12 protein-coding genes and 1 tRNA gene are annotated in these 13,158 nt (G+C 71.0%); 9 read left to right on the top strand and 4 right to left on the bottom strand.

The annotated features are described in order from the left end of the window. Positions 1-30: 30 nt before the first annotated feature. Complete coding sequence (locus ACFYO5_RS26955) at positions 31-483, bottom strand: ATP-binding protein (protein ID WP_356569952.1); 453 nt, start codon at positions 481-483, stop codon at positions 31-33. 240 nt (positions 484-723) lie between these two features. Between ACFYO5_RS26955 and ACFYO5_RS26950 the strand changes: the two genes are divergently transcribed. The 9 genes from ACFYO5_RS26950 (at position 724) to ACFYO5_RS26910 (ending at position 11,062) form a co-directional block, all read left to right on the top strand. Further along, complete coding sequence (locus tag ACFYO5_RS26950; RefSeq protein WP_388713345.1) at positions 724-1,557, top strand: hypothetical protein; 834 nt, start codon at positions 724-726, stop codon at positions 1,555-1,557. Positions 1,558-1,780: 223 nt separating this feature from the next. Continuing rightward, the gene (locus ACFYO5_RS26945; protein ID WP_388713699.1) at positions 1,781-2,539 is read left to right on the top strand and encodes a YcnI family protein; all 759 of its coding nucleotides are present in this window, start codon (positions 1,781-1,783) and stop codon (positions 2,537-2,539) included. Between the two features lie 82 nt (positions 2,540-2,621). Continuing rightward, positions 2,622-3,281 (top strand): SCO family protein, encoded by a 660-nt coding sequence (locus ACFYO5_RS26940; protein ID WP_388713342.1) that lies wholly within the window; start codon positions 2,622-2,624, stop codon positions 3,279-3,281. Continuing rightward, complete coding sequence (locus ACFYO5_RS26935) at positions 3,278-3,733, top strand: copper chaperone PCu(A)C (protein ID WP_388713339.1); 456 nt, start codon at positions 3,278-3,280, stop codon at positions 3,731-3,733. The genes ACFYO5_RS26940 and ACFYO5_RS26935 overlap by 4 nt, the downstream gene beginning before the upstream one ends. A gap of 13 nt (positions 3,734-3,746) precedes the next feature. Beyond that, positions 3,747-5,924 carry a copper resistance CopC/CopD family protein gene (locus ACFYO5_RS26930; RefSeq protein ID WP_388713335.1) on the top strand — a complete coding sequence of 726 codons (2,178 nt, stop codon included), beginning with the start codon at positions 3,747-3,749 and terminating at the stop codon, positions 5,922-5,924. Between the two features lie 7 nt (positions 5,925-5,931). Further along, a complete protein-coding gene (gene efeB, locus ACFYO5_RS26925) occupies positions 5,932-7,209 on the top strand; it encodes an iron uptake transporter deferrochelatase/peroxidase subunit (RefSeq protein ID WP_388713332.1) in 1,278 nt (425 codons plus the stop codon). A gap of 94 nt (positions 7,210-7,303) precedes the next feature. Next, entirely contained in the window at positions 7,304-8,236 is a 933-nt protein-coding gene (pheA, locus tag ACFYO5_RS26920; RefSeq protein ID WP_356569959.1) for a prephenate dehydratase, read from the top strand. 736 nt (positions 8,237-8,972) lie between these two features. Continuing rightward, positions 8,973-10,250, top strand: coding sequence for a serine--tRNA ligase (gene serS / locus ACFYO5_RS26915; protein WP_388713328.1), 1,278 nt, complete (start codon positions 8,973-8,975; stop codon positions 10,248-10,250). Further along, positions 10,247-11,062, top strand: coding sequence for an HAD family hydrolase (locus ACFYO5_RS26910; RefSeq protein WP_388713325.1), 816 nt, complete (start codon positions 10,247-10,249; stop codon positions 11,060-11,062). Before serS ends, ACFYO5_RS26910 begins: the two co-directional genes overlap by 4 nt. 506 nt (positions 11,063-11,568) lie before the next feature. Here the strand turns inward: ACFYO5_RS26910 and ACFYO5_RS26905 are convergent. The 3 genes from ACFYO5_RS26905 to ACFYO5_RS26895 all read right to left on the bottom strand — a co-directional run bounded on the left by ACFYO5_RS26905 (position 11,569) and on the right by ACFYO5_RS26895 (position 13,154). Further along, positions 11,569-11,653, bottom strand: a tRNA-Ser gene (locus ACFYO5_RS26905). Positions 11,654-11,967: 314 nt separating this feature from the next. Next, entirely contained in the window at positions 11,968-12,195 is a 228-nt protein-coding gene (locus ACFYO5_RS26900) for a hypothetical protein (protein ID WP_388713697.1), read from the bottom strand. Between the two features lie 239 nt (positions 12,196-12,434). Continuing rightward, positions 12,435-13,154 carry an ABC transporter permease gene (locus ACFYO5_RS26895; protein ID WP_356569963.1) on the bottom strand — a complete coding sequence of 240 codons (720 nt, stop codon included), beginning with the start codon at positions 13,152-13,154 and terminating at the stop codon, positions 12,435-12,437. Positions 13,155-13,158: the final 4 nt, after the last annotated feature.

Genomic DNA, 13,158 nt, shown 5'->3' with positions numbered 1-13,158 from the left:
GCGGGGCCGGAGCGGGCCGCCGACGGCTGCTCAGACCGCCATGAGGGGGGCGCCGTTGCGCCACTTGAGGATCTTGTCGAAGCTCACCACGGCCCCACCGCGGCCCGGCTCGTTGCCGAAGTGGACGTGGTCGGCGAGTTCCCGGATGAGGTACAGGCCGCGGCCCGCCTCGGCGTCCGCGCGGGCGTGGGTGGGGGCGGGACATTCGGCCGTGAAACCGGGGCCCGAGTCGGCGACCTCGATACGGCACTTCTCGCCGTCGAGATAGGCGGTGACCCGGTAGGCCTCCGCACAGCCGCCGTGCGCCGCGCTCTTCCCGCCGTGCTCGACGGCGTTGGCGCAGGCCTCGCTCAGGGCGACGGAGAGGTCGTACGAGACGTCGGGGTCGACACCCGCCGTCTCCATCGTGCCGAGCAGCAGGCGGCGGGCCAGCGGCACGCTCGCAGCCTCGCGCCGCAGATGGAGTGACCACCAGATGCTCATGCTCCAGCCTCCAGGCCGCGGCTCGACATACCGATACGTATTACCGCCATGAACCGTAAGTAAGCGCGAATTCCGTGAGACGCCGCCCATATGGGGGATGTGTGGGCCACAAAAAACGGTGTATGCGTGACTCAGGGGCATCAGTCATACCCGTCGTATCAGAAGGTGATCTTCCGGGTCGGGCGGTCTCGCGGACCTGACGTACGGCCGCCCTCCGGCCAGTGCGATGATGAGCCCGCCATGACTGACCCCCACCAGCGCACGGCGCACTCCGGAGGCACTCTCCGGCTGCTGCGGGCCGCGGTGTTCGCCGCGGTCTGCGTCGTGCTGGCCGGGGCCGGTCACACCCTGGCCGCCTGCGCCGCCGTCCCCCTGTGGACGCTGGGCGCCGGATTCCTGGGGGCCCTCGCGGTCGTTCTGCCGCTCGCCGGGCGCGAACGTTCACTGCCGGGCATCGCGGCCCTGCTCGCCGTCGGTCAGGCCGTCCTGCACACGCTGTTCGGCCTCGGGCAGCACGGTACGGCGGCCGCCGCGTCGACCACGACCGCCACCTCCGACGCCGCGCTGGTCCAACGGGCGGCACGGCTCGTGTGCGGGGCCACCGCCGCGGCCTTGAACCCCGCACAGGCGCAGAAGATCCTGGTCGAGGCCCGGCTCCAGCCGGCCGGAGACGGCGCCGGTAGCGGCATGGGGTCCATGCACCATCCGGCCGACGCCATGGCCGGCACCGCGGGCTCGTCGATGTCGCTGCTGCCCTCCCTGCCGATGCTGCTCGGTCACGTCCTGGCGGCCGTCGCCACCGGATGGCTGCTGCGGCGCGGCGACTCGGCCCTGCTGCGGCTGACCCACCTGTCCACGCACGGTGTCGCCGAGGCCGCGTGCGTACGGTCCCTGCGCGGAGCGCTCGCCCTGGTGCGCGCCCTGCTCGCCGGACTGCCCGCCCTGCCCCAGACGGGTCCGCGCGTTCCGCGCACCGCACTGCTCCCTTCCCCCAAGCCGCCCGCCGAGGCGCTCCAGCACACGGTGATCAGGCGCGGCCCACCGGCCGCCACCGGCCTCGGCCTCGCTGCCTGACACGACGCGACCAGCACTCCACTTCACGAGGGGGCGGCCGCCGTCGTGCGGCACGCGCGCGTGCGCACGCTTCCGCGTCCACGCCCGACCCTCACGGTCGTACCTCACCCGTCGTACCTCACACGACGCATCTCACACGACGCATCTCACCGTCGTACTCACTCGAAGTGGAGTGCTCACCGTCATGAAGCCCGTCCAGAAGAAGCCTGTCTCGAAGCGCGTGCTGAACGTCTCTCGCCTCGTCGGCGCCGTCGGCGTCGCCGGTTCCGCCGTTCTCGTCCTGTCCTCGCCCGCCTTCGCGCACGTCAGCGTGCAGCCGGAGGGCACCGCCGCCAAGGGCGGCTACGCCCTCGTGAACTTCCGCGTCCCCAACGAGCGCGACAACGCCTCGACCACCCGGCTGGAGGTCAACTTCCCGGCCGACACCCCGCTCTCCTCGGTGATGCCGGAGAAGATCGAGGGCTGGAAGATCACGATCACCAAGAGCAAGCTGGCCAAGCCGCTGGAGGTGCACGGCCGACAGATCGCCGAGGCCGTCTCCAAGGTGACCTGGACCGCCGAGGACAAGGGCATCGAGCCCGGCTTCGTCCAGCAGTTCCCGGTCTCCGTGGGCGCGCTGCCGGAGAACGCCGACCAGATCGTCTTCAAGGCGATCCAGACGTACTCCAACAAGGAGGTCGTGCGCTGGATCGAGGTGCCGAAGGAGGGCGCCGAGGAGCCGGAGAACCCGGCCCCGGTGCTCGCCCTCTCCGCCGCCGACGAAGGTCACTCCCACGGTGCGTCCGCCGAGGAGACGTCCGGTGAGTCGTCCGAGAAGTCCGGCGACGCCGAGCCGGCCGCCACCACCACCGAGGCCTCCGACTCCTCCGACGGCACCGACACCACCGCCCGCGTCCTGGGCGTCGTCGGCATCGTCGTCGGTGCCGCGGGCGTGGCCTACGGCGTGCTCGCCGGCCGCCGCCGGGCCACCGACGCCTCCTGAGGTCTGCTCGTCCGCGGTGCGCACCGGGGGCCGCCCGAGCCCCCGGTGCGCACCGGAGTTCACACAACTGGGACATTTCTCTATGCGCAAGAAGACGTTCGCCGCGGCCGCGCTGCTCGCCGCGGCCACTCTCACCCTCTCCGCCTGCGCCGGCGACGACAGCGGTGACAGCGGCTCCACCCCTGTCGCGGTCGTCTCCGAGGACTCCTCGCAGCAGGCCGTGACCGTGCTCGACCAGCCCTTCACCAAGCCGGACCTGGTACTGACCGACACCCAGGGCAAGCCCTACGACCTCCGCAAGGAGACCGCGGGCCGGCCGACGCTGGTGTACTTCGGCTACACCCACTGCCCGGACGTCTGCCCGCTGACGATGAACAACATCGCCGTCGCGAAGAAGCAGCTGTCCAAGGCGGACCAGGACGCCCTGCGCGTCGTGTTCGTCACCACCGACCCGGACCGCGACACCCCGGCCGCACTCGGCGCCTGGCTCAAGGGCATCGACTCCCAGGTGGTCGGCCTGACCGGTGACTTCGCCACCGTCCAGACCGCCGCACGCAGCCTCGGCATCTCCATCGAGCCGCCGCACAAGGACAAGAACGGCAAGATCGTCTCCACCCACGGCACCCAGGTCATCGCCTTCTCGCCGAAGAACGACGGCGGCTACCTGCTCTACGGCGAGGACGCCACGGTCGACGACTACACCAAGGACCTCCCCAGGATCGTCAAGGGGCAGAACCCGTGAAGCGGTCCGCCGCCCGCGCCGCCGCGCTGACCGCCGCCCTCGTCCTCGCGGGCTGCGGCTCCGGTTCCGGCTCCTCGGCGGCCGAGCTGTCCGTCAGCTCGGCCTACATGCCGCAACCGGTCTCCGACTCCATGGCCGCGGGCTTCCTGACGATCACCAACAAGGGCGGCACCGCGGACGAGCTGACCTCCGTTACCAGCGATGTCGCGGGCAGCGTCACCGTCCACGAGACCGTCGACGGAACCATGCGGGAGGTCGACTCCCTGGAGGTACCGGCGGGCGGCCGGGTCCGACTGGCCAGCGGAGGGGACCACCTGATGTTCGAGAAGCTGAAGCGGAAGCCGCTGCAGGGCGAGAAGGTGACCGTGGAACTGCACTTCGCCCACTCCGGGACCGTCGAGGTCGAGATGCCGGTGGAATCCGCCACCTACACCCCGGACAACGGAAACTGAGGGAGGGACCGCCTTGCCCACGACCATCGCCCCCAGAATCCGGATGCTGGTGCTGCTGTTCCTGGCCGTCACCGGCGTACTCCTCGCCGGCGCCGGACAGGCCTCCGCGCACGCCGCGCTGACCGGCAGCGACCCCGCGCAGGGGACGGTGGTCGACAAGGCGCCCACCCAGGTCTCACTGACCTTCTCCGAGCAGGTCTCCACGGGCACCGACGCGGTGCGCGTGCTCGACCCCAAGGGCAAACGCGTCGACACCGGCAAGCCGTCCGCGGTCGGCGGCACCACCTACGCCGTCCCGCTGCACTCGGGGCTGCCCGACGGCACCTACACCGTGACCTACCAGGTGGTGTCCGCCGACAGCCATCCCGTCGCCGGCGCCTACACCTTCTCCATCGGCGCCCCCTCCGCGACCAGCGTCCCGGCGACCGCGCGGGAGGCCGGCGGCGGAGTCGTCGGCGGGCTGTACGGCTTCGGGCGGTACCTGTCGTACGCCGGGTTCATCGTCATGGTCGGCGGGGCCGCGTTCGTCCTGGGCTGCTGGCCCGGCGGCAGCGGTGTGCGCGCGCTGCAGCGGCTCGTCGTCTCCGGCTGGCTCGCGCTCACCTCCGCCACACTCTTCCTGCTGATCCTGCGCGGCTCCTACACCGGCTCCGGCAAGGTCGGCGACGTCTTCGACCTCGAACTGCTCGGGGACGTCCTCCAGACCAAGACGGGTGCCGCGCTCGTCTCCCGGCTGCTGCTGCTCGCCGCGGCCGCGCTGTTCATCGCCGTGCTCTTCGGCGCGTACGACAAGCGGGAGGGCGAGGAGAAGCGGGACCTGACCTTCGGCCTCGCCGTCGGTGGGACCGTCGTGGCGGCCGGCCTCGCGGCGAGCTGGGCGATGGCCGAGCACGCCTCCACCGGGCTCCAGCCGGGCATCGCGATGCCGGTGGACATCGTCCATCTGCTGGCCGTCGCCACCTGGCTCGGCGGGCTGGGCGCACTGCTCGTGGCGCTCTACCGGGGTGACACCCCGGTGGAGACGTCGGCCGTCCACCGGTTCTCACGGGTCGCCTTCGGCAGCGTCGTCGCCCTCGTCGTGACCGGCGTCTACCAGTCGTGGCGCCAGCTCGGCTCCTGGTCCGCCTTCACCGAGACCCGCTACGGGCAGCTCCTGCTCATCAAGATCGGCCTCGTGGCACTGCTCGTCGGCCTCGCCTGGATCTCACGGCGGTGGACCGACCGGCTGGGGGAGACGACCGGGACCAGGACGACACGAGCGCGAAAGGCACCGGCGAACACGCCACAGGGAGAGACGGCGCAGGGCGAGGCAGCGGACGGGGAGACCGCCGACGGGGAGACGGCGACAGCTGGGGCGAAGGCGTTCGCCGCGGGAAAGGCGTCGACCGCGGGGGAGACGCGGGTGTCGGAGGTCTCCGCCACGGTCACGGAGCCGGCCGCCAGGCGGGCGTTCTCTGAGAACGGGGCCGAGGGCACCGCAGGGGACGAGGCCGAGGGCGCCACTGGGAGCACTGACGATGATGGGGTGGTGTCCGGGTCGGGCACCGGCTCCGCGTCGGGTTCCGGCTCCGCGTCGGGTTCCGGCTCCGCGTCGGATTCCGTGGACGGCAAGCGGGCCGCTCAGCTCGCGCGGCAGCGGGCCGCCGTGGATGCGGCGCGGCAGAAGCGGCGGCGCGACGCCGACCCCCACCGGCTCGGGCTGCGCCGCTCGGTGCTCGCCGAGGCCGGCGTCGCCGTCGTCCTGCTCGCCGTCACCACGGCGTTGACCTCCACCGAGCCGGGCCGGACGGAGCAGGACGCCAAGGCCGCTACGGCGGCTTCCTCGTCCTCGGCCTCGTCGGACACCTCGGGGGCCGTGACGCTGGACATGTCCTTCGACACCGGCGGCACGGACGGCAAGGGCGTCGTCAGCGTCGACATCGACCCCGCGCGGACCGGCGCAAACGAGATGCACGTCTACGTGACCCGGCCCAACGGGCGCGCCTTCGACGTGCCCGAGGTGCAGGTCGCCTTCACCCTCGAAGCCAAGAAGATCGGGCCGCTGCCTGTCAGCCCCGACCACATCACCACCGGCCACTGGTCGGCGAACGGAGTCCAGATCCCCATGGCCGGCGAATGGCAGATCGCCGTGACCGTGCGGACCTCCGACATCGACCAGGTGACCGTCTCCAAGAACGCGCAGATCGGCTGAACCATCCATGTCTGACCAGACCCTCCCCAAGGCCCCGGACAAGTCCCTGTCCCCCGAGACGCCCAGCGCGGGCCTGACGCGACGCAGGCTGCTGGGCACCGCCGGGGCCACCGGGCTGGTGGTCGGCGCCGCGGGTGGGGCCGTCGGTTATGCCGCGGCTCCCACGCCGGCCACCCCGCTGTCCTCGATCGGGTCCGGCCGGGCGATGTTCCACGTGAAACATCAGCCCGGCATCACCCAGGGACTACAGGCCCGCGGCCACCTGGTCGCCTTCGACCTCGCGGCCGGCGCGGGCCGCAAGGAGGCCGTGGCACTGCTGCGCCGCTGGTCGGAGACGGCCCGGCGACTGATGGCGGGCGAGCCCGCGGCGCAGGACGACACGGATGTGGCACGGGACGCGGGCCCGTCCTCGCTCACGATCACCTTCGGCTTCGGCCACAGCTTCTTCGCCCGCACCGGCCTGGAGAACCAGCGGCCGGTCGCCCTGGACCCGCTGCCCGACTTCTCGTCGGACCAGCTCGACAAGAACCGCAGCGACGGGGACCTGTGGGTGCAGATCGGGGCGGACGACGCCCTGGTGGCCTTCCACGCCCTGCGCGCGATCCAGAAGGACGCGGGCAGCGCGGCGAAGGTCCGCTGGCAGATGAACGGCTTCAACCGGACGCCGGGCGCGACCGTCCACCCCATGACGGCCAGGAATCTCATGGGCCAGATGGACGGCACCCGCAATCCGAAGCCGACGGAGGCCGACTTCGACAAGCGGATCTTCGTGCCGGAGTCGGGCTCGAACGACCCGGCCTGGATGGCCAACGGCTCCTACGCCGTCGTACGCCGGATCCGCATGCTCCTCGACGACTGGGAGCAGTTGTCGGTCAAGGCCCAGGAGCAGGTCATCGGGCGCCGCAAGTCCGACGGGGCCCCCCTGTCCGGCGGCACCGAGACGGCCGAGATGGACCTGGAGAAGACCGACGCCCACGGCGATCTCGTCGTCCCGATCAACGCCCACGCCCGGATCACGCGCCCCGACCAGAACGGGGGCGCGGCGATGCTGCGCCGGCCGTTCTCCTACCACGACGGCATCGACGCCGACGGGGTGCCGGACGCGGGGCTGCTGTTCGTCTGCTGGCAGGCCGATCCACTGCGCGGTTTCGTCACCGTGCAGCGCAAGCTGGACCGCGGGGACGCGCTGTCGAAGTACATCCGCCATGAGTCGAGCGGTCTGTTCGCGGTGCCGGGCGGTGCGGCCCAGGGCGAGTACGTGGGGCAGCGGCTGCTGGAGGGCTGAGACACGCCGGGCGCAGGTCACGCCGGTTCACTCGCGTGAGGGGCGCACGTGAGACGCGGGCTCCCCACTCCGCAAGGCCCATTAGGGTGAGGTCATGCCAGCGAGCTATGCGTATCTCGGCCCCGAGGGCACCTTCACGGAGGTCGCCCTGCGCACGCTTCCGGAGGCGGCCACCCGGCAGCTGATCCCGTATGTGTCCGTGCAGTCCGCTCTCGACGCGGTCCGCACCGGCGAGGCCGAGGCCGCTTTCGTGCCGATCGAGAACTCGGTAGAGGGCGGGATCACCACGACCCTCGACGAGCTGGTCGCGGGCACACCGCTGATGATCTACCGCGAGGTGCTGCTGTCGATCACCTTCGCGCTGCTGGTCAGGCCGGGTACGAAACTGTCCGAGATCAAGACGGTCTCGGCTCACCCGGCCGCGCAGCCACAGGTGCGCAACTGGCTGAAGACCCATCTCCCGGACGCCGTGTGGGAGTCGGCCGCCTCGAACGCGGACGCCGCCCGCCTGGTCCAGGAAGGCCGTTACGACGCCGCCTTCGCGGGCGAGTTCGCGGCAGCCCGGTACGGCCTCGAGGCGCTGGAGACCGAGATCCACGACGCGGAGAACGCGCAGACGCGCTTCGTGCTGGTGGGCCGCCCCGCCCGGCCCGCCGCGCCGACCGGCGCGGACAAGACGTCCGTGGTGCTGTGGCAGCGAGACGACCACCCGGGTGGGCTGCGCGACCTGCTGGGCGAGTTCGCCACCCGTGGCATCAACCTGATGGTGCTCCAGTCGAGGCCGACCGGCGCCGGTATCGGCAACTACTGCTTCTGCATCGACGCGGCCGGTCACATCTCGGAGCGCCGGATGGCCGAGGCCCTCATGGGCCTGAAGCGCATCTGCCGCGATGTCCGTTTCCTCGGCTCGTACCCCCGCGCGGACGTCACCGCGGCCCAGGTGCGGACGCCGCTGCCGGGGACCTCGGAGGGCGAGTTCATGGCGGCGGCGGAATGGGTCACGCGCTGCCAGGACGGCCGGTTCTAGTCCGGATCGACCGGATCGACCGGATCGACCGGGCCGGACCGAGGCGGACTGAGTCGGACCGAGTCCGCTCGTAGCCGACCGGGTTACGGGAAGTCGCACGCGGCTCTACGGGAAGTCGACACGCGGCTCCTATCTGCCCTCCGCCCGTCCTGCACCGCCGTGTCATGCGCCTTGTGCACGCCTCATGCGCGCCTTTTGACTGGTCCTACCTGCATATCTTCGTTATCCACAGGAGTTATCCACAGGACGCCATCTCGACCTGGGGACAAGTCGACACCGAAGGGTCATTCGGTCGACAAATCGCCCCACAGGCTCCCCAACGGGCTCTGGCTCGACAGGTCACCCTTCGTCCACCTGTTTCCTTCGATCAATCCCTTGGGGGGACCCATTTCCACCCGAAAGCGGGTGCGGACGACGTTTGATCAAGGAATTCACCCACCCGCGGCCGCTCCTCGGAATGATCAATTCCCATGTCCACAGATCTTTCGCACAGCCTGTGGATAACTTTCCCGGTAGGCAGATTCCTGTGGACAACCACCCACCCAAGTCCCCCTCCGGACAAGGAAATAGAGTCAACACCCTGCCGCAGGACGCCCCGACCAGGCAGCCGGGCACACTCCATTGACGCGGGAAACAGTCTGCGCCCACATAGGGCAATTCCCTCATAACGGTCCGTAAGGCGTGTTACGCAATAGTGAGTCGTGAGGCGTCACCCCGCACCGGTAGCCTTGACCACGTGATTGACCTTCGCCTGCTTCGTGAGGACCCCGACCGTGTGCGCGCCTCCCAGCGCGCCCGTGGAGAGGATGTCGCGCTCGTCGACGCTCTCCTGTCCGCCGACGAGCGGCGCAGGTCGTCCGGCGTCCGCTTCGACGAGCTGCGTGCCGAACAGAGGGCGCTCGGCAAGCTCATCCCCAAGGCGTCTCCGGACGAGAAGGCCGAGCTGCTGAAGAAGGCGGGCCAGCTCGCCGCCGACGTCAAGGCCGCCGACGCCACGCGCGACGCCGCCGACACGGAGACCCAGGAACTCGCCCTCCGGCTCAGCAACCTCGTGCACCCCGAGGTGCCCGTGGGCGGCGAGGAGGACTTCGTCGAGCTGGAGACGCACGGCACGATCCGCGACTTCGGCGCCGAGGGCTTCGAGCCCAAGGACCACCTGGAGCTGGGTCAGCTGCTCGGCGCCATCGACGTCGAGCGCGGCGCGAAGGTCTCCGGATCGCGTTTCTACTTCCTCACCGGCATCGGCGCCCTGCTGGAGCTGGCCCTGGTCAACGCGGCGATCGCCCAGGCCACGGCCGCCGGCTTCACGCCGATGCTGACGCCGGCCCTGGTCCGCCCGCAGTCCATGGCGGGCACCGGCTTCCTCGGCCAGGCGGCCCAGGACGTCTACCACCTCGACAAGGACGACCTCTACCTCGTCGGCACCTCCGAGGTCGCCCTCGCGGCGTACCACATGGACGAGATCATCGACGCCGAGCGGCTGCCGCTGCGCTACGCGGGCTTCTCCCCGTGCTTCCGCCGCGAGGCCGGCTCGCACGGCAAGGACACCAAGGGCATCTTCCGCGTCCACCAGTTCGACAAGGTGGAGATGTTCACCTACGTCACCCCGGAGGACTCGCAGGCCGAGCACCAGCGTCTGCTGGAGTGGGAGAAGCAGTGGCTGACCTCGCTGGAGCTGCCGTTCCGCGTGATCGACGTCGCCTCCGGTGACCTCGGTTCGTCGGCCGCGCGCAAGTTCGACTGCGAGGCCTGGATCCCGACCCAGGGCAAGTACCGCGAGCTGACCTCGACCTCGGACTGCACCGAGTTCCAGTCCCGCCGCCTGTCGATCCGCGTCCGCGAGGGCAAGCAGGTCCGCCCGCTGGCCACCCTCAACGGCACCCTGTGCGCCGTACCGCGCACGATCGTGGCGATCCTGGAGAACCACCAGCAGGCCGACGGCTCCGTGCGCGTGCCCGAGGTGCTGCGCCCCTACCTCGGTGGCCGAGAAGTCCTGGAGCCGGTGGCCAAGTGAGCGAGGCCGCCGCCCCGGGCTTTCCGTACCGGCTGATCGCCACCGACCTGGACGGGACGCTGCTGCGCTCCGACGAGTCGATCTCCCGTCGCACCCGTGACGCCCTCGCCGCGGCCACCGCGGCGGGCGCGGCCCACATCGTCGTGACCGGCCGTGGCGTCCCGTGGACCCGGCACATCCTCGACGACCTCGGCTACGACGGCCTCGCCGTCTGCGGTCAGGGCGCCCAGGTCTACGACGCCGGCACGCACCGCCTGCTGACCTCGGTGACCCTGGACCGGCAGCTGGCCGGGGTGGCACTGGCCAAGATCGAGGCGGAGGTCGGCCCGCTCCACCTGGCGGCGAGCCGGGACGGGCTGGAAGGGGAGGTGCTGGTCGGCCCCGGTTACGCGGTCACCGGCAGGCTCCCGTCGACGCCGTTCACCGACGCGTCGGATCTCTGGGCGGCCCCGCTGAACAAGATCTACGTCCAGCATCCGGAGCTGTCGGACGACGAGCTGGCCGAGGCGGCCCGCCGGGCCGCAGGCGGTTTCGTCACGGTCGCGATGGCCGGCGCGGGGATCGTGGAACTGCTCCCCCTGGGCCTGTCCAAGGCCACCGGCCTCTCCCTGGCGGCCCGCCGCCTCGGCCTGAAGGCCGCGGACACGATCGCCTTCGGTGACATGCCCAACGACATCCCCATGTTCGCCTGGTCCGCCAGAAGCGTGGCCATGGCCAACGCCCACCCGGAACTGAAGGCAGTGGCCGACGAACTGACCACTTCCCACGATGAGGACGGCATCGCGGTGGTCCTGGAAAGACTGCTGGGATAGCCGGGCGCGAGGCACACCGCCCGGCAACCCGCGGACAGGCCCCGCACAGCCACGAAACACAACCCGCAAGCAGCGCGACGCAGCCCCGCACAGACCCGTCAGGCCGCCAGGCCGCCAGGCCGCCAGGCCGCCAGGCCGCCAGGCCATCAGGCCATCAGGCCATCAGGCCGCCGAGTATCGCCTGGGGCGCCAGGCGCAGGGCCACCGAGAACAGCTACGGGCGCCAGAGCCGCCGAAACTCGCCACAGGCACCAGATTTCCGCCGCCAATCGTCGCCGACGCCAGAGCCACCGGGGGCCGCCGCAGGCACCAGGGGACGAGAGCCACCGGGGATCGCCGCAGGCGCCAGGGGGCGCGGGGAACTGCGCGACCAGCCACGACGCACTCGCACCCGACCGCCCTCCCCTCCACCAGACCCCTTCCCCCAGCCCGGCGGCATCCGCCCAGAGCCCTCTCGACATACCCCAGGCCACAATCCCCGGCCCGGTCAAAGTGACAACGTCTCGCGGAGGATGCACGGATCGAACGTGCGCGGGGTTTCCCCCGACCACGGCTTAGCAAGCCGGTGCCTTGCCACTCGGCCAATCCTCCGGGTGGGCGGCCTCACGCGAGAGCGACATCGCGTGCTCGAAGCGGCCGCCCCGGGCAGCTCCCCGTAGGGCGGACTCCTGGGAGGGGTAACTACTCCGGAGACCGCCGTCGGCTGCCCTGTCGGGAGCTGGACGTACTGCCGTGCATGGGCATCGCCCAGCTCCTCTCCCAGCGTGTGGCGCCGGACTCCCGGCGCTTCGGACAACAACCATCCTGCCCACGCACCGAGTTGGACGCCACCGAATAAAACGTCTGTGCGAGTGACGGACTCCGTGGGTTCCCACCCGACCGAGTCGACCTCGTCCGTCGCCGCCCTACCGGCGGCGCCACCTGCGTCGGCGCGCCTTGCTGAAGAACCACCCCGCCGGCGGTTCGTCCGAGCGCCAGGGCTGGGGCTCGGGTTCCTGCGCACGCCAGCGCGCGGCGAGCATCCGTGCACGGGCGGACGGCTCTGAGGTCTCGGCGGACCGTACGAAGTCCTCGTCGAGGACGACATCTCCCAAGCCGTCGTGCGAGCCCTGCTCCGGGACCCGCCGCTCCACGGCCGGGTCCGGCGTCCCTGCTTCCGACGGCCCGGGGTCCTCCCCGCGCTCACGATCGCCGAACCGCGCCGATTCGTCCGCCATCCCGACCTCCCGCCGTTCCCACGGCCGTATCCGTCGGCCCAGTGTGCCCGGACGGAGATCAAGCCCCCGTCAGAAGCCCCGGCAGCCCTGCCGAAGCCGATGCCGAAGTCCCTGCCGCGGCCGGTGTGAGGGCCCTGGCAGGGAGTCCCGCCGTCCTACTCCTCCCCCGCCAGCGTCAACGCCCGCAGCTTCTGTCCCGCGTACCAGGTGGCCAGCACCGTCACCGCCACCAGCAGGACGGTCGCCGTGGTCAGCCCGACGTCCGAGGTGATCAGGTCGCCGCCGGCGACCTTGTCGGCGACGGCCAGCGACCACTGCTGGACGCTGAGCGTGCGCGCGCCCGGCACCAGCGAACCGAACAGCGCCTCCCAGACGAGGGCGTAGACGAGGCCGAAGACCACCGCGTGCCGGGAGACCGTGCCCAGCAGCAGGAACAGTGCCGCGTAGGCGATGGAGGACACCAGCGCGGCGACCGTGTAGGCGACGGCGATCTGCTGGCCGTTGCCGTTGAGGATGAACCCGGCGATCAGGGTGGGCAGAGCGGAGAACACCATCGTCACCGCGATGGCGACGATGAGTTTGGTGAAGATGATCGTCGGCCGCTTCAGCGGCTTGGACAGCAGATAGACCACGGAGCCGTCGTCGATCTCCGGCCCGATCGCGCCCGTGCCGGCGATGACGCCGATGATCGGCACCATGGTGGCGAGCGCGAGGCCGCCGAGCAGGTCGGACGCGGTCTGGTCGTCCGCGCCGGCGAGGCCGCGCACCACCACCGAGATGGCGATCAGCAGCAACGGCAGCGCGCCGAGGATGAGGGCCCGGCGTCGGCCGAGCAGGGCCCGGTACGTGAGTCGGGCGACTGTGGGGTCGTACATCTTC

It is taken from the genome of Streptomyces sp. NPDC006259, from assembly GCF_042870975.1.
Classification (GTDB): domain Bacteria; phylum Actinomycetota; class Actinomycetes; order Streptomycetales; family Streptomycetaceae; genus Streptomyces.
This window is presented reverse-complemented; position numbering and strand designations above follow the sequence as displayed.